This window comes from Aquamicrobium sp. (genome assembly GCF_023954335.1).
Classification (GTDB): Bacteria; Pseudomonadota; Alphaproteobacteria; order Rhizobiales; family Rhizobiaceae; genus Aerobium.
In genome coordinates, this window is record NZ_JAMLIE010000001.1 from 573,650 (window position 1) to 591,756 (window position 18,107).

The following is an 18,107-nucleotide window of genomic DNA, read 5'->3' on the forward strand; positions in this document are numbered from 1 at the left end:
AGTCCCATGCACACGCAGCTCCTGATCGGCTCCCGGTTCGAGGCCGGCACGGAAATCGAGGAAACGATCCTCAACCCGCGCACGGGCGAGACGATCCTGTCGGTGCCGGAAGCCTCGCAGGGGCAGGTCGATGCCGCGGTCAACGCGGCGCGGCGCGCCTTCGAGGGCTGGTCGCGCACCACGCCCTCGGAACGCTCGGGATACCTGCTGAAGATCGCCGCGCGCATCGAGGAAGACGCGGCCGAGTTCGCCCGGCTGGAGGCGCTGAACTGCGGCAAGCCGATCAACGCCGTGCTCAACGACGAGATTCCGGCCATCGTGGATTGCTACCGCTTCTTCGCCGGCGCGGTGCGCACCATGCCCGGCACCATCGCCGGCGAGTACCTTGCCGGCCACACCTCGATGATCCGCCGCGATCCCATCGGCGTCGTCGCCTCGATCGCGCCGTGGAACTACCCGCTGATGATGATGGCGTGGAAGCTGGCCCCGGCCGTCGCCGGCGGCAACACCGTCGTCTTCAAGCCGTCCGAGCAGACGCCGCTGACCGCGCTGAAGCTGGCCGCCATCCTCGCCGAGGTGCTGCCCGAGGGCGTGGTCAACGTCGTCACCGGCCGCGGCGAGAGCGTCGGCAACGCGCTGATCAACCACCGCGAGGTCGACATGATCTCGATCACCGGCGACGTCGCCACCGGCAAGAAGATCCTTCAGGCGGCGGCCAAGTCGGTCAAGCGCACCCATCTCGAGCTTGGCGGCAAGGCCCCGGTCGTCGTGTTCGACGACGCCGACATCGACGCGGTCGTCTCAGGGTTGCGCGCCTTCGGCTACTACAATGCCGGGCAGGACTGCACCGCCGCCTGCCGCATCTATGCCGGCGCGAAGATCTACGAGAAGCTGGTCGCCGACCTGTCTGCCGCCGTCTCGACCATCAAATACGGCCTCGCCGACGATGCCGAGAACGAGATCGGCCCGCTGATCTCGCGCCGCCAGCAGGACCGGGTGGCGAGCTTCGTCGAGCGCGCCGCCGAGCAGAAGCACATCGAGATCACCGCCGGCGGCAAGCCGGGGACGGAGGGCTTCTACTACCAGCCGACCGTCGTCGCCGGCGCGTTGCAGGAGGACGAGATCGTGCGCCGCGAGGTGTTCGGGCCGGTCGTCTCCGTCACCCGCTTCACCGATGTCGACGAGGCCGTGAACTGGGCCAACGACTCGGATTACGGCCTCGCCTCGTCGGTGTGGACGAAAGATGTCGGCCGGGCGATGGCGACCGCCGCGCGCCTGCGCTACGGCTGCACCTGGGTCAACACCCATTTCATGCTGGTCAACGAGATGCCGCATGGCGGGCTGAAGCAGTCCGGCTACGGCAAGGACATGTCGCTCTACGCGCTGGAGGACTACACCGCCGTCCGCCACGTCATGGTCGCGCACGGGTAAGGCGCGGCGGGAATGATCCGGGAGCCCGCCCAAAGGCAGGCTCCCGTTTTCCTGAGGCTCAGAACTTCGCCTTGAAGCCCGCATAGGCGGCGATGCCGGGCGTGTTGTAGCCGCGGACGACCTGATAGTCCTGATCGAGCAGGTTCTCGCCGCGCAGATAGACCTCGGTCGACTCGTTCACCTGATAGGCGATCTTGGCGTTGAGCAGGACGTAGTCGTCGAGCTTCACGTCGGCATAGGCCGTCCAGTCGAAGTCGATGGTATCGGCGGCGTATTTCAGGTCCGCGCTGACGGTCCACTTTTCGGCGGGGCGCGCCGTTGCGGCGAGGGTGACGGCATGCCGCGGAACGCGCCAGCTCCGCGTCCCGTCCGAATTGCGCGAGTTCGTGTAGGTGTAGGAGCCGCCGAGGTCGAGCCAATCGGTCGCGGCGTAGGAGAAGGACGCCTCGACGCCGTCGGAAGTCGTCCCGCCGGCAACCTGATCGTAGTAGCCCCAGGGCGGCCCGCCGAAATCGTCGACCCAGAAGATGCGATTGTCGATCTCCAGATGGAAATAGGTGAGGTCGGCAACGAGGCGGCCATCGAGGAAGCGTTGTTCTACGCCGATATCAAAGCTGCGGCTCGTTTCAGGCCGCAGGGTCGGATCGCCGCCGTCCGAATAGAGCTCATAGAGGCTCGGAGCGCGGAAACCGGTCCCGAATGACGAGTGCAGCCGGGTTCCGGTCTGGTCGAACAGATAGGACGCGGTGGCGCGCCAGGTCGTGTGCCCGCCGAACATCGAGTGGTCGTCATGGCGAACGCCCGCTGTCAGCACGAGGTTGTCGACGGGCTCGACGACAGCCTGTACCCAGACCCCGGTAAGGTCGATCTTGCCGAGTGGGGTCCCGCCGCCCCCATCCTCGGCTTCCTGGCGCTCGTGATCGACGCCGTATTGCAACAGAACGCGATCCGTCGCCTCGAACGATCCCTGATAGTCGAACTTTTGCCGCGTGCCGATGAAGGAAGCCGGCGATCCGGCCCAGATGCTCTCCCTGTCGGATTTGAAGCCCTGTACGGAGAACGTGTTCTTCAATCGTCCGTCGAGCAGGTCGAGATTGAAGCCGACCCGGCCTCCCATCATCGTGGCCAGCTCATAGCTGTCGGCATCGTCGGCGCTGCCACCGTCGAACTCGGTCTTCGCATCGATATAGAGCAAGGACCCGAACACCGAGAACGCCTCGTTGATGCGGTGCTCGGCGGCGAGGTCGAAGGTCACGTTCTCGTAGCCGTCGCGCTCGGTGCCGCCGGCCTTCGCGGAAATGCCGTCGTTGCGGAAGCCGGTGACGTTGGCCGCAATCCTCGATCCGCCCTGTGCGCCGGCGAGGCCGTAGCGGCCGCGCACTGTGCCGAACGATCCGCCCTCGACGTGAACCGTATGGCTGATGCCGTCCTCGACCTCGCCCAGCGTGGTGATGTCGACGACGCCGGCGATGGCGCTCGAACCGTAGAGCGTGCTTTGAGAGCCCTTCAGTATCTCCATGCCGGTGACACCGCCCGACAGCAGATACTGGTACTGTGTCAGAACCTGCGTTCCGGTCGTGTCCGAAACGTCGATGCCGTTGTATAGCGTCTTCACATAGGCACCGCCCAAGCCGCGGACGGAGATGCCGGTCTGTGTTCCGATGCCGCCGCTGGAGGTCACCGAAATGCCCGGCAGCCGCGTCAGGTAGTCCGTGACCGAGACGAGCGATTTCGTCTCGATCTCGCCTTGCGTCACCTGCTCGACCTTGGAGCCGGTCTTGCTCTTTTCGGTCGGGGTGCGGTTGGCGGTGACGGTGATCGCCTCGAGGGTGGTGACGCCCTGCTCGTCGGTCTGCGCCGCGTCCTGCGCCTGCGCGGCGCCGGCCATCAATGCCAGCGCGCTGGCGGTGGAGATCAGAAACCTGTTCATGTCAGTCCCCAAAGGTGCTGGGAGGCGCGTTGGCCCCCGGGCTTTTCAAGAACCGCAAGGAAAGGAATTGGGAATTGAACCCGCCCCGGCCCGTTCGCATGCGGCAACACGTTCTCGTGTCACCGCTACGGACGGCCGCGCCTGCATGCCCCTCGCATGCGGACAGGGTGACTGAAGCGGCAGGTCTCCTGGCTTCCCGTGTCTTCGCCTCTCTCCCGCCTTCCCGGCCTTGCGGCCAGTGGCATCTGGAAGATGGCTCAACGGTTACAGTTGCGGGGGCAGCTGCGGATTTGGCCGGACAGCCCGGCCGCACCGCATTCCCTTTTCATCCACCTTTCGGCGGAACCAGCTTCGCCGACTTTGCTAGCGTCACTTCGCCGTTGCGTCAACGCGCGCGGCGTTCCCGCCACAATATTCCCGTAAAATTGGCTTCCAAAAGAAACATGATTGTTTTAGTCGTGTTTTGCCGCCGGCAAGGGCGGGCGAAGGTTGCATGTCGCGGCCGGATGTGAGAGGCATCCGCGCGAGACGCACGCCGGACAGTATGCGAAAGCGGAAAGTGCCAGAATGTCGTCTATCCTGTTGAAGAGTTCACGCTGCCGCCAGCCGGCCGGCCGGGTTTTCGGGCTGCTGCTTGCGGCATTGGCCGTCGCGGCCCTCGCCGCCGGTGTGCCGGCGCGGGCGCAGGAGGCGGCGCCGCCGGCGGCCGTCGAGCAACCCGCCCCGCAGCAGCAGCAACCGGCCACCGCGCCCGAGGCCCCGGTTTCCCAGGCTCCCGCGCCCCAGCAGCCGGCGGCCGGGACGCCTGCCCCGGCTGTCGACGCCGCTCCGCAGCAGGGCGAGGCGCCGTCCGCGCCGCCTGCCGGGCCCCCTGCTGGAATAGACGCTTCCGAGATCGAGATCGCCGAGGACGGCGCGCCGGCCGACGCGCGCGACGACACCCTGCCGCACGATTTGTCGCCATGGGGCATGTTCATGGCCGCCGACTGGGTGGTCAAGGCGGTGATGATCGGCCTCGCCTTCGCCTCGCTCGTCACCTGGACCGTGTGGCTCGCCAAGTCGCTGGAGATCGCCGGCGCCAAGGCCAATGCCGGACGCGGGCTGAAGCGCATCGTCCAGGCCGAGAGTCTGCCCGACGCCGTGCGCTCGCTTCCGGGCAGGGGCGGGCCGGCGGCGCTGATGGTGCGCGCCGCCGCGCATGAGGTGGAAGCCTCGCGCTCGACCCTGCCCTATGGCGGCGCGGCGGGCCTGAAGGAGCGCGTCACCTCGCATTTGTCGCGTATCGAGGCGCAGGCCGGGCGGCGGATGACCCGCGGCACCGGCATCCTCGCCACGATCGGCTCGACCGCGCCCTTCGTCGGCCTGTTCGGCACCGTCTGGGGCATCATGAACTCGTTCATCGGCATCTCTGAGGCGCAGACGACCAACCTCGCCGTCGTCGCGCCGGGCATCGCCGAGGCGCTGCTCGCCACCGCGCTTGGCCTCGTCGCCGCCATTCCGGCGGTGGTGATCTACAACGTCTTCGCGCGCTCCATCGCCGGCTACCGGCTGCTCCTGGCCGACGCCTCGGCCGCGGTCGAGCGGCTGGTCAGCCGCGACATCGACCGCCGCGCCGTGCCGGGCGAGGCCGGCGCGGAGCATGCGCTTTCACGGGCAGCGGAGTAGGGTCCATGGCCGGTAGCCTCAACGCCAGCGCCGAGCGCGACGAGCTCGAGGAGAACCACGAGATCAACGTCACGCCGTTCATCGACGTGATGCTGGTGCTCCTGATCATCTTCATGGTGGCGGCGCCGCTGGCCACCGTCGACATCAATGTCGACCTGCCGACCTCGACCGCCGCCCCGCAGCCGCGCCCCGACGAGCCGCTCTACGTGACGGTGCAGGAGGACCTGTCCGTCTCGGTCGGCAACGAGCCGGTCGATCACATCGCGCTGCGCGACGCGCTCGACCGCGTCACCGGCGGCGACAAGGAAGCCCGCATCTTCCTGCGCGCCGACAGGTCGGTCGCCTATGGCGACCTGATGAACGTCATGAACCTCCTGCGCATCGGCGGCTACCTCAAGATCGCGCTGGTCGGGCTCGAGGGCGTCTCCGAGGCCCCCGCCGGCACCCCCGACGCCGCACCGGTGGAGGCGACGGACGGATGAAGCCTCGTCCCGACATAGCCTGGTCGCGGCAGCTCGCCGGCATCTCGCTGTCGGCGATGATGCTGTGGCTGTTCGCCGGCACCGTGGTGCTGGCGGCGCATGCGGCGGCCGGCTGGTGGGTGATGCGCGAGCGTCCCCAGCAGCTGGAGGCGGCCGAGGAACCGGCCGCGATCATGATCGACCTCGCGCCCATGGCCATGGCCCCGGCGGCGGTCGAGGAGCAGGTCTCGCCCGACGAGGTCGATTGGGAAGCCGCCGAGGCGGTCGAGGCCGAACCCGTCGAGGAGATCGAGCTCGCCGAGGCGGTGGAGCCCGTGACCGAGCCGGTGGAGGCGATCGAGCCGGAGCCGGACGAGGTCGAGCCGATCGAGCCCATCGAGGAGCTGGTGGCCGCGCTCGACCCGGTCGAGGTGCCGCTGCCGGTGACGCGCCCCGAGCCGGAGAAGAAGCCGGAGGTCAAGCAGGAAAAGCCGAAGGAAAAGCCGCGCAAGAAGCAGGAGGTCAAGGCCAAGCCGAAGCCGCAGCCTCCCGCGGTCGACAAGCGCAGGGCGCAGATGCAGACGCAGCGCGAGGCGCCGCGCGCCGCCGCCCGGCAGAACAGCGCCGGCGCGTCCGCCTCCGTCTCGCCGGCGCGCTGGCGGGCGCGCGTCGCCTCGCATCTCGAGCGGCGCAAGCGCTATCCGTCGGCGGCCAAGCGCCAGGGCCAGCAGGGCACGGCGCAGGTGCGCTTCACCATCGACGCCTCGGGCAACGTCCAGTCGGTGTCGCTGGTGCGCTCCTCGGGCGTCGCCCTTCTCGACGAGGAAGTGGTGGCGCTGGTCCGCCGCGCCTCGCCCGTGCCGGCCCCGCCGCCCGGCGTCAACCGGACCATCGTGGTCCCGATCCGCTTCAGCATGCGATGACGAAAGGGCCGGCGCGATGCCGGCCTTTCCTTTTCCTATCCGACGACGATCCGCGCCTCGGCGTCGGTCACGTGGCCGGTGTCCTCGCGCCAGGTGAGGGCGAGGGTGCCGGACGCCTGCGGCGCGATCTGGAACTTGAGGTAGGGATCGGCCGAAACCGACCGGTAGAGGTCCGCGGCGAACACCGGCTCGCCGTCAAGGCTCGCCTCGAACCGCTCGATCAGCCGCTGCGGCAGGGGCGCGCCGTCGGGGCCGGGGCGCAAGCCCGTCTCCATCGGGTGGCCGATCATGGTCAGAACCGGGCCGGCCGCGCCGGCAGCGAGCGTCTCCGGCACGCGCACCCGCGTCTGGAACAGGCTGTCGCTGGCATAGGTGCCGGCATCTGTCAGGCAGCCGCTGACGGTGACGCGCACCTCGCGCTCGGCGATCAGCGCCGTGCCGTCGTCGAGCAGCGCGAGCGCGACCACCGTCTGGCTCTCGTTGAGCCGGATGCGCGTCTCGACCGCGGCCGGTGACAGCGGCGTGAAGTGAAAGGTTGCGACCTGCGGGCTGGGATTGGCCGGGGCGAAGATGTGGAGGGCGCGGACGCCGGTCCCTTCCACCGCGACGGACAGCGGCACGGAATTGCCGTTCTCGGACACGAAGGGCAGGTCGAGGGCGATGCCGCCTTCCTTCGGCTCCACCCCGTCGAGGAGGCCGGCGATCTCCGGCACGCGCCGCCATGCGCCGGCGCCCTGCGCGCCGGCCGGCAGGGCGGGCGCGGCGAGGCCGGCGGCGGCGAGCGCGAGCAGGTGGCGGCGGGTGAGGGCAGGTGGGTTCTTCATCGTCGGCACGTCTTTCTAGCTCTGCTCGGCGACGGCCGGCCTCGCCACGCGCAGCGGGCCGCGCAGGGCGACCCACGCGCCGCCGAGGATGCCGCCTGCCGCCACGAAGGAGGCGGGGGCGAGGGTCGAAAGCCCGGTCAGCCCCTGGCCGATGGAGCAGCCGAGCGCCAGCGCCCCGCCGACGCCCATCAGCGCGCCGCCGGCCATCGAGCGCAGCATCGCCTGAGGGCTGGCGAAGCCTTCGAGCAGCAACGTGCGGGTGACGAGCGCGGTCGCCAGCGCGCCGAGGAAGACGCCGGCGACGATGGCGACGCCGAAGGAGGGGCGCATGCCGGTCGCCAGCATCGCATACTGGATCGTCTCGCCGACCGGGGCGACGAAGGTGAGCGAGGCGAGCGGCGCGGGCTGGAAATCGTCCGCGCCGAGGACTCCGGTGGCGTACCAGCCGGCGACGACGGCGAGGCCGACCGCCGCCCCGCCGGCAAGCGTGCCGCGCTCGCCGCGCGCGGCGGGCCGCAGGGCGAGGAAGGCGAGAATGGTGGCGAGGGGAAGCGCGAGGACGAGCCGCGCGGCGGGCTCGGAAAAGCCGTAAGGCGCGAGCGCGGCGGCGAGATCGGGCGGCGACGCCACCACGCCGACGGCGGAAGCCGCGATCCGCAGCGGCGCGATGAGGCCGGACAGCGTCGCATAGGCGGCGATGCCGAGCGAGACCAGCACCACGAAGGAGCGCAGATTGCCGCCTGGAAGGAGCACCAGCGCCCGAGCGCCGCAACCGTTGGCCAGCACCATGCCGTAGCCGAACAGCAGGCCGCCGGTGAGGATGAGGGCCGGCGCAAAGCTCGTCTGCGCATAGAGCGAGCGGCGGAGATCGATGAGCCCTGCGGCGTCGAGCGCCTGGGAGCCGGCGATGGCGAGCGCCAGCGCCAGCGCGAAGGCGCGGATCTTCGCGGTCCCCGTCCCGGCTGGCACCCACCAGCCGCGCAGGCCGGAAACGAGGCAGAACCCGGTGGCCCGTGCCGCAATGCCGAAGGCGAGGCCGATGACCAGCCCCGCCCACAACGTCAGTTCAACAGCGTCCATGCGTCTCTCTCGGTCGGCGCAACTCCGGCGAACGAGGCGTTCCCGGCAAGGCCGGCCCGCCTCCGATGTCTTTCGCTTTGCCTGCGGCAGGTTCGGGAGCCGGCGCGTCAGGCGGCGGCCGTTCCCCAGATATCCTGCGTGATGGCCGCATACCAGCCCAGCGTATACTGCGCCTCGCGCTTGCGGAAGGCGGCATCCGCCTCGGCCGGGCTGACGCCGCCCGAGCCCTCGACGGAGATCACCTTGCCGTCCTCGGCGCGGTAGACGCCGGCGACGGAGATGCCGTAGTCCGGGCCGATCAGGCTGTAGCAGGTGTTGGCCCACATCGGCTCCGGCGTCGCCTCGCCGCCGAGCGCGGCGACGATGGACGCGGCCACCACCTTGCCCTGCGTGTTGGCCGAGAAGCCGGATTTCGGCATCGGCGCGGCGATGGTGGCGTCGCCGACGACGTGGATGTCGCCGACCTGCGCGCTCTCGAAGGTCTCGGCCTTGACCGGCACCCAGCCCGATTCGTTGACCACCCCGGCGGCGTGGGCGATGGCCCCGGCCTTCTGCGGCGGGATGAAGTTCAGCGCGTCCGCCCTGTGGATCGTGCCGAACTCGGTCTCGACCTCGCGCTTCGCCGCGTCGACGCGCACGATCTTGCCGTCCTTCGACAGCGGCACCCATTCGATCAGGTCGCCGTAGAGCGCCTGCCAGCCGGCCGTGAACAGCCCCTGCTTGGAGAAGGCGTCCTTGGAATCGAGGATCAGGATCTTCGACTTCGGCTTGTTGGTCTTGAGGTAGTGGGCGATCAGGCTGACGCGCTCGTAAGGGCCGGGCGGGCAGCGGAACGGATCGGCCGGAGCGCCGAGGATGAACACCCCGCCATCCTCCAGCGCCTCGAGCTGGGCCTTGAGCAGCTGCGTCTGCGGCCCGGCCTTCCATGCGTGGGGCACGAGTTCGGCCGCAGCCTCGTCATAGCCCTCGATGGCGTCCCAGCGGAAGTCGATGCCGGGCGCCAGCACCAGCTTGTCGTAGGCCAGCGTCTCGCCCGAGGCCAGCGTGACCGTGCGGCCCGCGCCGTCGACGTCGCGGGCGAGGTCGGTGACGAGGCGCACGCCGTAGCGCCCGGTCAGCTCGTCATAGCCGTGGCCGATGGATTCAAAATCGCGCAGGCCGCCGAGATAGAGGTTGGAGAACGGGCAGGTATAGAACCGCGCCTGCGCCTCGACCAGCGTCACGTCGATATCGGGCGCGCGGCGCTTGATGTACTTGGCCGCCGTCGCGCCGCCGAAGCCGCCGCCGACGATGACGACGCGGCCCGCCGCGCTGCCGTTGGCGCGGGCGATGGCGGGCATGGAGAGCGCGGAGCCGGCGAGCGCCGTGGCACCGATGGATTTCAGAAGAGTGCGTCGCGAAATCATGTCCGGTCCCCTCACGGCTCGATCTCGGAGAAATGGCGCGCCAGCGCCTCGAGCTCGGCGTCGGTGAAGCCGAGCGCCAGCCGCGTCATCACCGTCGTGTCCCTGGCCTCGCCGGCCTTGTAGGCGGCGAGCTGGGCGTTGAGCACGGCGAACGGCTTGCCGGCGATCGACGGGATCGCGCCGGGCGAGCGCCCGTCCGTGCCATGGCAGTTGGCGCAGGTGCCGGCCAGCAGCGAGACGTCGACCCCTTCGGCCGCCGCCCCGCCGGCCAGAAGGCTGGCTGCCAGCGCCAGCGCGGCCGGCGCGCCTCGGTGAAATCTCCATACTGGTCGCATCGCAGAACCCCTCGCCCATGACCGGAAAGATAGGACATCTAACCGGCCGCGGCCGCAGGTGTCAGGCTATGGGATTGCGCGGTCTGGCGGCAATAGGAGGCGATTTTCCCATAGTTGGACTCCATTAAAGAAAATCATTCCGTCATTGGCGGAAACGGGAAATCAAATTCCTGACTGTAATAGTCATGTTTTGCGCGGAGGCGGCCGCCGTCAGCGCACGGCCCACAGCACCTTGAACCGCTCGTTCCGCGCCGTCTCGCCATGGCGCGCGAAAGTCTGTTGCAGGACGGCCTCGTAGGGCAGCGGCCGGTTGGCGACGAGGTAGAGCCGCCCGCCCGGCTTCAGTGCCTTGGAGGCGGCGCGGATCATGCCCTCGCCGATGGCGGGCTCCGCCGCCCGGCCCTGATGGAAGGGCGGGTTCATGACGACGAGGTCGTAGCGCCGCTCGACCGGCTCGGCGAGGAGATCGTGCCAGAAGACACGCGCCGCGACCTGCGGCGCCAGCGCCGCCATGTTGGCCTTCGCCGCCTCGCAGGCGGTGAAGCTCGCCTCGAAGAGGTCGATGGCCGCAACGTCCGGCGCGCGCTGCGCGAGGCTCGTGGCGAGATAGCCCCAGCCCGCGCCGAAATCCGCCGCGACGCCCTTCAAGCCGGCCGGCAGGCTTTCGAGCAGGAAACGCGAGCCGGTGTCGGCACGCTCGTGCGAGAACAGGCCGGGCAGGGTGCGGAAGCCGCCTTCGAGCGCCAGCGCCGGGTTGGCCGCGTTGAGCGCCGCGATGATCCCGGCCGCGTGATCGCCCCGGCGCAGCCAGAAGACGACGCCATGATGCTTGGAGGCGCGGCCCTCGACCTCGCCGAGGCCGGCGAGCCGCTTGGCGAGGCTCGCCGCGCCGTCGGTCTTGCCGCCGGCGACGACGACACGGCCGCCCGGCCGCACCCGCTCCAGCGCCTCAGCCACCCACAATTCGTTCTGGCCGCGATGGCGGCCGGCGAGCACCAGCGCGAGGTCGTAATCCTCGCCCTGCGCCTCGGGCTCGGCCGCAACTCCCGCTTTCCGCAAGGCGAGGAAGGCCGGGCGGAACGCCTGCACCGCCGCGATTTCGGCCGCGAAGCCGTCCGGCCGGCGAAAGCCCGGCGCGGCGTTGAGGAACAGCACGCGCGCGTCCTTGCCCGGCATGTCGATAAGCCCGGCCTCGAAGGGGTGGAACAGGGTTTTGGTGAAATCGTCCATCGAGAGCCCGCCTTGCGGAGTTTCTTTCCTGCTGCGCCGGTGAGGGGTCGGCGCCGGCGCTGCCCGTAAAACCGCAACGGGCGCGGACCTCACGGCCCGCGCCCGTCCGCTCATGCATCCGCGGGAAAAATCAGGCGTCGGCGTCTTCCGCCTCGTCCTTCTTCTTTTCCCGGACGATCTCCTTGCCGGTCGTCTGGTCGACGACCTTCATCGACAGGCGTACCTTGCCGCGCTCGTCGAAGCCCATCAGCTTGACCCAGACCTTGTCGCCTTCCTTGACCACGTCGGTGGTCTTCTGGACGCGGTCGGCGGCGAGCTGCGAGATGTGGACGAGGCCGTCCTTGGGGCCGAAGAAGTTGACGAAGGCACCGAAGTCGGCGGTCTTGACCACCGTGCCCTCGTAGATCTCGCCGACTTCCGGCTCGGCGACGATGGTGTGGATCCACTTCTTCGCCGCCTCGATCTCCTTGGCGTTGGAAGAGGCGATCTTGACCGTGCCGTCGTCCTCGATGTTGATCTTGGCGCCGGTCTTCTCGACGATCTCGCGGATGACCTTGCCGCCCGAGCCGATCACGTCGCGGATCTTGTCGGTCGGGATCTGCATCACCTCGATGCGCGGCGCGAACTCGCCGAGCTCCGAGCGGCCTTCGGTGATCGCCTTGGCCATTTCACCCAGGATGTGCAGGCGTCCGCCCTTGGCCTGGTCGAGGGCCTGGCGCATGATCTCCTCGGTGATGCCGTCGATCTTGATGTCCATCTGGAGCGAGGTGATACCGCCGGCAGTACCGGCCACCTTGAAGTCCATGTCGCCGAGATGGTCCTCGTCGCCGAGGATGTCGGAGAGCACCGCGAAGCGCTCGCCTTCCTTGATCAGACCCATGGCAATGCCCGCCACCGGCTTCTGCAACGGCACGCCCGCGTCCATCAGCGCAAGCGACGTGCCGCACACCGTCGCCATCGACGACGAGCCGTTCGACTCGGTGATCTCGGAGACGACGCGCAGCGTGTAGGGGAACTGCTCGGCGGCCGGCAGCATCGGGTGGATGGCGCGCCAGGCGAGCTTGCCGTGGCCGATCTCGCGGCGGCCGGGCGAACCCATGCGGCCGGTCTCGCCGACCGAGTAGGGCGGGAAGTTGTAGTGAAGGAGGAAGGTCTCCTTGTAGGTGCCGGTCAGCGAGTCGATGTACTGCTCGTCCTCGCCGGTGCCGAGCGTCGCGACGACGACGGCCTGGGTCTCGCCGCGGGTGAACACAGCCGAGCCGTGGGTGCGCGGCAGGATGCCGACTTCCGAGACGATCGGGCGCACGGTCGAGAGGTCACGGCCGTCGATGCGCGAGCCGGTGTCGAGGATGTTCCAGCGCACGATCTTGGCCTGGAGCTCCTTGAAGACGGCGCCGACCTGCTCGGGCGTCCACCTGACATCCTCGCCCTCGGCCGGCGTGAAATGCGCCTTGACCTTGGCCTTCACCGCGTCGACCGCGGCGTAGCGCTCCTGCTTGACCGTGTTCTTGTAGGCTGCGCGCAGCTCGCCCTCGACGAGGGCCAGCATCTCGGCTTCGAGCGCCGAATAGTCGGGGGTGACATGGTCGCGCGGGTCCTTGGCGGCGACCTCGGCCAGCCTGATGATCGCGTCGATCACCGGCTGGAAGGCGCGGTGGCCGAAGGTGACGGCGCCGAGCATCACTTCCTCGGAAAGTTCGTGCGCTTCGGACTCGACCATCATGACGGCGTCGCCGGTGCCGGCGACAACGAGGTCGAGCTTCGATTCCGGCATCTCGTCGACATGCGGGTTGAGCTTGTACTCGCCGCCGATGTAACCGACGCGCGCGCCGCCGATCGGGCCCATGAAGGGCACGCCCGACAGGGTCAGCGCCGCCGAGGTGGCGACGATGGCGACGATGTCGGGATCGTTCTCGAGGTCGTGCTGGAGCACGGTGACGATGATCTGGGTGTCGTTCTTGTAGCCGTCGGCGAACAGCGGACGGATCGGCCGGTCGATCAGGCGCGAGACCAGCGTCTCCTTCTCGGTCGGGCGGCCTTCGCGCTTGAAGTAGCCGCCGGGGATCTTGCCGGCCGCGAAGGTCTTTTCCTGGTAGTTGACGGTGAGCGGGAAGAAGTCGAGGCCCGGCTTCGGCTCCTTCATCGAGACGACGGTGGCGAGCACGACGGTCTCGCCATAGGTGGCGAGCACCGCGCCGTCGGCCTGACGCGCGATCTTGCCGGTCTCAAGGATGAGCGGGCGTCCGCCCCACTCGATTTCAACTTTGTGGTGATTGAACATGCCTTGTCCTTCAATACGGAAGCTTTGCCGCGCCGCTTGAATGGCGGAACGGCGCTTCCCGGCTTCGTTCGGAACGAGCCATGGGCAAGACAACGGGGCGCTTCGTCGGTGAAAAAGCGTCCTGCAATCCTGCCCCATGACCCTGTCCGGGGCGGCTCCGCGGGCTGCTGCTGGCGGAACCGGGATTGCGGGCCGGAGGCCGGCCCATGGATACGGCCGGCAGCGGCGAGCCGCCGCCGGCCGGCTGGTGCTAGCGGCGCAGGCCGAGCTTCTCGATCAGGGTCTGATAGCGACCCTCGTCCTTGCGCTTCAGATAGTCGAGCAGGCTGCGACGCTGCGAAACCAGGGCGAGCAGGCCACGACGGGAGTGGTTGTCCTTCTTGTGGTCCTTGAAGTGCTCGGTCAGGCTCTTGATGCGCTCGGAAAGGATCGCCACCTGGACTTCCGGGGAACCGGTGTCGCCCTGCGTGGTCGCGAATTCCTTGACGAGTTCCTGCTTGCGTTCTGCGGTGATCGACATCGTGCTTTTCCTTATCGATTGGAGGAAACGGGTCGCCCACGGCCGGGATGTCGTCCAGCGGGGGCCGGTGAACATGCGCATTTTGCGGATGTTGGCGCGCATATAGTGGAAAGCCGCAGCGATTGCCAGCAAAATCGCCGCTGGCCGCCGGCTCAGTCGCCCGTGCCGCCTGTCTTGGCGGTATTGGTCTTGGCCGGAGCGGTCTCCGGCCGCAGCCGCTCGACAGGCATCGAGACGCGGCATTCCAGCCCGTCATTGTGCAGGGTGCGCTCGATCTCGGCCTCCAGCGCCCCGCCCAGCATCCGCTCGATCACCTCGGTGCCGAAGCCGCGCGTGTCGCCGCGGCGGCGCACGCGCGGGACGTACTCGCGCCAGTGGAAGACGAGACGGTCGCCCGAGCGCCGCCAGCTTATCTCCAGCCGCCCGTCCGGCCAGGCGAAGGCGCCGTACTTGGCGGCGTTGGTGGATAACTCGTGCAGGGCCAGCCCCAGCGTCTGCGCCGCCTGGTTGGACAGGCGAAAGGCCACGCCGGAAATCTTCAGCCGGTCCGCGTCGTTGGGCCGGAACGGCTCGATCTGAGCCTCGACAAGCGCCTTCAATTCGACGCCGGCGACGCCGCCGGCGATCAGGAGGTCGGTGGAGCGCGCCAGCCCCTGGATGCGCTTCTGGAACGAATCCTGGAACGAGGCGAAGGAGCGCGCGTGTCGCGCCGTCTGCTTGGCGATGGAGGACACGACGGTCAGCTGGTTCTTGGAGCGGTGCGCGACCTCGCGCATCAGGAAGCGGATCTCGTTCTCGGCCGCCTTGCGATCGGCCGAGGCCTGCGCCAGCGCCTGCGACACGGTGGCGAATTCGGTGATCGGGTAGTCGCCTTCCTCGACATGCTCGCCCGCGCCGAGCCGCCGCGCGTCGTCGGCCAGCCGCTTGACCGAGCCGGTGATGCGCCGTCCGAGCACCCAGGCCAGCACCACGCCGACCGCGACGATGGCCAGCCCGCCCAGCGCCAGCATGCGCATGGCGCTGACGACCGGCGCGCGCACGACCGATGTCGGCGCCCAGACGATGGTCTGCCAGCCCGTCAGCTCCGAGCGCGCGCGCACGGTCTCGTAGGTCTCGCCGTCGCGCTCGACGGTGACGGGAAAGGTGGTTCCGGTCGTGGGCTGCTCGCCGGCATAGAGGAAGAACGGCTTGCCGACGTCCTCCCAGCCGATCGAGGAGGCGACGACCGTGCCGTCGCCGTCGACGATGACCGCGTTCCAGCCGCCGCGCAGGTTGCGCGCGGCCAGCGCCCCGGCCAGCGCTTCGACGTTCTGCGACAGGATGATCAGCCGCGTCTCGCCGTGGCTCTCGTCGAGCGGCAGCATGACGTTGAACACCCAGCGTTGCGCCGTGCGCCCGTAGAAGACGCCGGTGACGGCCGGCTCGCCCGAGGCGACCGCCCGCTCGGCCGTTTCCCTGTCGGTGACGTCGCCGAGCGGCGTGCCGAAGGGCGCGCGGGTGTTCAGGATCTGCTGGAGCGAGGAATCGGCGAGCGCGAGATAGGTGCCGGTATCCTTCAGCGCGACCGAGACGCGCTCGTAGAAGCCGGCGAGGTCGTCGCCCTCCCAGGAGGTCGAGAAGACCTTGAGCGTCGTCACCATGCCGGCGATCTGCCGGTCGACGGTCTCGGCGATGGAGCCGGCGGTCGCTTCAGCCAGCGTCGTCAGCATCGTCTGCTGCGCCTCGTTGTTGCGGCGGAAGGCGACGGCGGAGAAGATCAGTTCGGGTATGACGATGGCGGCGACCAGCAGCCACAGGATGGTGCTGATCGAGATCCGCCCGCGGCTTCCCGCATTCCTGACGTGATTGCCGTCCGACAAGGTCTTCCTCGTATCATCCGCCTGGGCGGACAATGCCCGCCCGGCGACAGGAAAGCCAGCGAAATCAGCGGGAAGGCTGGAGCAGCGGGCGTTCTGACCAACGCAGCTTCCGCTGCTCCAGCTTCTTTCCTTTAGCCGCCTTTATGCGACGTCAGACGTTTCCGTCTGACTGCAAAATGCTCTAGCCCGCGAAAACGCGCTTGGGTCTGAACATGCCCGCCTCGATCGCGCCGATCGCCACCAGCCTTCCATGGGCGAAGGCGCATGCCTCGTCCGCCTCGACCGGCGCGTCGCGGCCGCGCACGATCACGGGGTTGCCGAGCCGGATGCGCGCCGCGGTGTCGTCGCTGACCGTGACCTGCGGCAGGCAATCGAGGCCGGCGCCGGTGTCGAGCAGCAGCGCGTCGAGCGCCGCCCATTCGGCCGGGCCGGGGCGCGGCTTGCGCTCTTCCTGCCCCTCTTCCGACATTGGCGGGGAGACCGGCGTCGCCGCCTGCTCGAGCTCGGGAAGCGTGACGAAGTCCTCGGGCGTGAACGGGAAGACCTCGGTGCGGCGCAGCTCGGAAATGTGGCCGTAGCAGCCGAGGTCGCGGCCCATGTCGCGCGCCAGCGAGCGGACATAGGTGCCCTTGCCGCACTCGATCTCGAATACGGCGGTGTCGGCGTCGGGCATCTCGATCAGGTCGAACCGGCCGATCTCGACCTCGCGCGCCGGAATCTCCACCGTCTCGCCCTCGCGGGCGAGGTCGTAGGCGCGCTCGCCGGCGATCTTGATGGCCGAGAACTGCGGCGGCACCTGCATGATGACGCCGGTATACTTCGGCATCGCGGCGCGAATCTCAGCCTCGCCAGGGCGCAGGTCCGAGGTCTTCGTCACCTCGCCCTCGAGGTCGTCGGTGGTGCGCTCCTGCCCCCAGGTGACGGCGAAGCGGTAGACCTTGGCCCCGTCCTGCACGTAAGGAACGGTCTTGGTGGCTTCGCCCAACGCGATCGGCAGCATGCCCGAGGCGAGCGGGTCGAGCGTGCCGGCATGCCCCGCCTTTTCCGCGCCGTAGAGCCACTTGATCTTCGAGACGGCGTCGGTCGAGCCCATGCCCTTCGGCTTGTCGAACACCAGCCAGCCGGAAACCGGCCGGCCCTTCTTCTTGCGCTGGTGGCGGGCCATCAGTCTTCTTTCTCTCCGTCGGCGTCGTCGGCATCGAGGTCGCGCGCCACTTGCGGGGAGCGTAGGAGCTCGTCGATGCGGGCCATGTTGTCGTAGCTGGTGTCGGGCCGGAAGCGGAATTCCGGCATGTACTTCAATTGCCTCAGCGCGCCCGAGACCCGGCCGCGGATGAATTTCGCGTTGCGCGCCAGCGCCTTGATGATGGCCTGCTCGCCCTGCGAGCCCGGGGCCTCGCCGATCAGCGAGACGAAGACGGTGGCGATCTTCAGGTCCGGCGACATGCGCACTTCCGAGACCGAGACGAGTACGGCCTCCAGCGCCTCGTCGCGCACCTCGCCGCGCTGGAGCGCCTCGGTCAGGGCATGGCGCACCTGCTCGCCGACGCGAAGCTGGCGCTGGGACGGCCCCGAACCGCCGCCGCTAGGTCTTGACATCGGCCCACTCCCTTGTTGCCGCGAGGAACGCGTTTCGTTGCGCGGGCTCCTTGAAGACCCGGTCGGGCACGATCACCGCCGTCAGGCCGCTGACCCAGAAAAGAACACATCCGCAGATGTCGTCGATGCGCTCGACCGCCGTCCATTCGTAGTGCGCCGCGCTGCCGGGAATGCGCGTACGCAGGCCGGTCGGGTCGACCAGCAGGTCCTGCGGCCGGCCGACCAGCCGGTTGAGCTCGATCAACCTTCGCGGGTACGTCCTCAGATAGAACCATCGCTGGTACGCCACGATGGCCCCTCCGCCGACCAGCACCCCCACGACGAAGACCGCCATCTCCCGGGAGTCCAGGATTCCAAGGCGCTGCAGCGCGACAAGCCCCGCGACGAGCATCAGCCACAGCAGCATGCCGGCGAAGAAACGCGACGGCGAGGGCGGCTTCCTGCCTGCTCTCATCGCAGCCTGCTGACTGGCGATCAATGCCGTGAAATCGCCCGGTTCCAGCTCGTATGCGAACTCGAAACGCTCCTGACCCCGGAGGCCGGGGCCAGCTTCACCCGTCATG

At 68.8% G+C, this 18,107-nt stretch carries 16 protein-coding genes and 1 riboswitch; of the genes, 4 read left to right on the top strand and 12 right to left on the bottom strand.

Annotation, left to right across the window (positions count from 1 at the left end; genetic code table 11):
* Nucleotides 1–6: 6 nt before the first annotated feature.
* Nucleotides 7–1,431 carry a gamma-aminobutyraldehyde dehydrogenase gene (locus M9945_RS02840; protein WP_367943320.1) on the top strand — a complete coding sequence of 475 codons (1,425 nt, stop codon included), beginning with the start codon at nt 7–9 and terminating at the stop codon, nt 1,429–1,431.
* A gap of 58 nt (nt 1,432–1,489) precedes the next feature.
* Here the strand turns inward: M9945_RS02840 and M9945_RS02845 are convergent, their stop codons facing one another.
* Nucleotides 1,490–3,361, bottom strand: a complete 1,872-nt coding sequence (locus M9945_RS02845) for a TonB-dependent receptor plug domain-containing protein (RefSeq protein WP_367943321.1) — start codon at nt 3,359–3,361, stop codon at nt 1,490–1,492.
* A gap of 160 nt (nt 3,362–3,521) precedes the next feature.
* A riboswitch (cobalamin riboswitch) is annotated at nt 3,522–3,726 on the bottom strand.
* 202 nt (nt 3,727–3,928) lie between these two features.
* Between M9945_RS02845 and exbB the strand changes: the two genes are divergently transcribed.
* From exbB to M9945_RS02860, 3 genes are read left to right on the top strand one after another with little or no spacing between them, the layout of a single operon-like run.
* Nucleotides 3,929–5,026, top strand: coding sequence for a tonB-system energizer ExbB (exbB, locus tag M9945_RS02850; protein ID WP_367943322.1), 1,098 nt, complete (start codon nt 3,929–3,931; stop codon nt 5,024–5,026).
* A gap of 5 nt (nt 5,027–5,031) precedes the next feature.
* Entirely contained in the window at nt 5,032–5,508 is a 477-nt protein-coding gene (exbD, locus tag M9945_RS02855) for a TonB system transport protein ExbD (RefSeq protein WP_367943323.1), read from the top strand.
* Nucleotides 5,505–6,410 carry a TonB family protein gene (locus M9945_RS02860; protein WP_367943324.1) on the top strand — a complete coding sequence of 302 codons (906 nt, stop codon included), beginning with the start codon at nt 5,505–5,507 and terminating at the stop codon, nt 6,408–6,410. Before exbD ends, M9945_RS02860 begins: the two co-directional genes overlap by 4 nt.
* A 35-nt stretch (nt 6,411–6,445) precedes the next feature.
* On the opposite strand, the gene M9945_RS02865 is transcribed toward M9945_RS02860, so the two are convergent.
* The 11 genes from M9945_RS02865 to M9945_RS02915 all read right to left on the bottom strand — a co-directional run bounded on the left by M9945_RS02865 (nt 6,446) and on the right by M9945_RS02915 (nt 18,106).
* Nucleotides 6,446–7,234: a thiosulfate oxidation carrier protein SoxY gene (locus M9945_RS02865; protein WP_367943325.1), complete on the bottom strand. Its 789-nt coding sequence runs from the start codon at nt 7,232–7,234 to the stop codon at nt 6,446–6,448.
* Nucleotides 7,235–7,249: 15 nt separating this feature from the next.
* Entirely contained in the window at nt 7,250–8,314 is a 1,065-nt protein-coding gene (locus tag M9945_RS02870; RefSeq protein ID WP_367943326.1) for a YeeE/YedE family protein, read from the bottom strand.
* A gap of 107 nt (nt 8,315–8,421) precedes the next feature.
* Nucleotides 8,422–9,720, bottom strand: coding sequence for an FCSD flavin-binding domain-containing protein (locus tag M9945_RS02875; protein ID WP_367943327.1), 1,299 nt, complete (start codon nt 9,718–9,720; stop codon nt 8,422–8,424).
* A gap of 11 nt (nt 9,721–9,731) precedes the next feature.
* Nucleotides 9,732–10,055, bottom strand: coding sequence for a cytochrome c (locus tag M9945_RS02880; protein ID WP_367943328.1), 324 nt, complete (start codon nt 10,053–10,055; stop codon nt 9,732–9,734).
* Between the two features lie 210 nt (nt 10,056–10,265).
* The gene (locus M9945_RS02885) at nt 10,266–11,285 is read right to left on the bottom strand and encodes a class I SAM-dependent methyltransferase (protein ID WP_367943329.1); all 1,020 of its coding nucleotides are present in this window, start codon (nt 11,283–11,285) and stop codon (nt 10,266–10,268) included.
* A 130-nt stretch (nt 11,286–11,415) separates the two neighbouring features.
* On the bottom strand, nt 11,416–13,566 hold the full coding sequence (gene pnp / locus M9945_RS02890; protein ID WP_367943330.1) for a polyribonucleotide nucleotidyltransferase: 2,151 nt from the start codon (nt 13,564–13,566) through the stop codon (nt 11,416–11,418).
* Between the two features lie 250 nt (nt 13,567–13,816).
* Complete coding sequence (gene rpsO, locus M9945_RS02895) at nt 13,817–14,167, bottom strand: 30S ribosomal protein S15 (protein WP_367944750.1); 351 nt, start codon at nt 14,165–14,167, stop codon at nt 13,817–13,819.
* 71 nt (nt 14,168–14,238) lie between these two features.
* Nucleotides 14,239–15,945 (bottom strand): sensor histidine kinase, encoded by a 1,707-nt coding sequence (locus M9945_RS02900; protein ID WP_367943331.1) that lies wholly within the window; start codon nt 15,943–15,945, stop codon nt 14,239–14,241.
* A gap of 181 nt (nt 15,946–16,126) precedes the next feature.
* Nucleotides 16,127–17,110 carry a tRNA pseudouridine(55) synthase TruB gene (truB, locus tag M9945_RS02905; RefSeq protein WP_367943332.1) on the bottom strand — a complete coding sequence of 328 codons (984 nt, stop codon included), beginning with the start codon at nt 17,108–17,110 and terminating at the stop codon, nt 16,127–16,129.
* Complete coding sequence (rbfA, locus tag M9945_RS02910; RefSeq protein WP_367943333.1) at nt 17,110–17,544, bottom strand: 30S ribosome-binding factor RbfA; 435 nt, start codon at nt 17,542–17,544, stop codon at nt 17,110–17,112. Before rbfA ends, truB begins: the two co-directional genes overlap by 1 nt.
* On the bottom strand, nt 17,531–18,106 hold the full coding sequence (locus M9945_RS02915) for a YcxB family protein (RefSeq protein WP_367943334.1): 576 nt from the start codon (nt 18,104–18,106) through the stop codon (nt 17,531–17,533). The genes rbfA and M9945_RS02915 overlap by 14 nt, the downstream gene beginning before the upstream one ends.
* Nucleotide 18,107 lies beyond the last annotated feature (1 nt).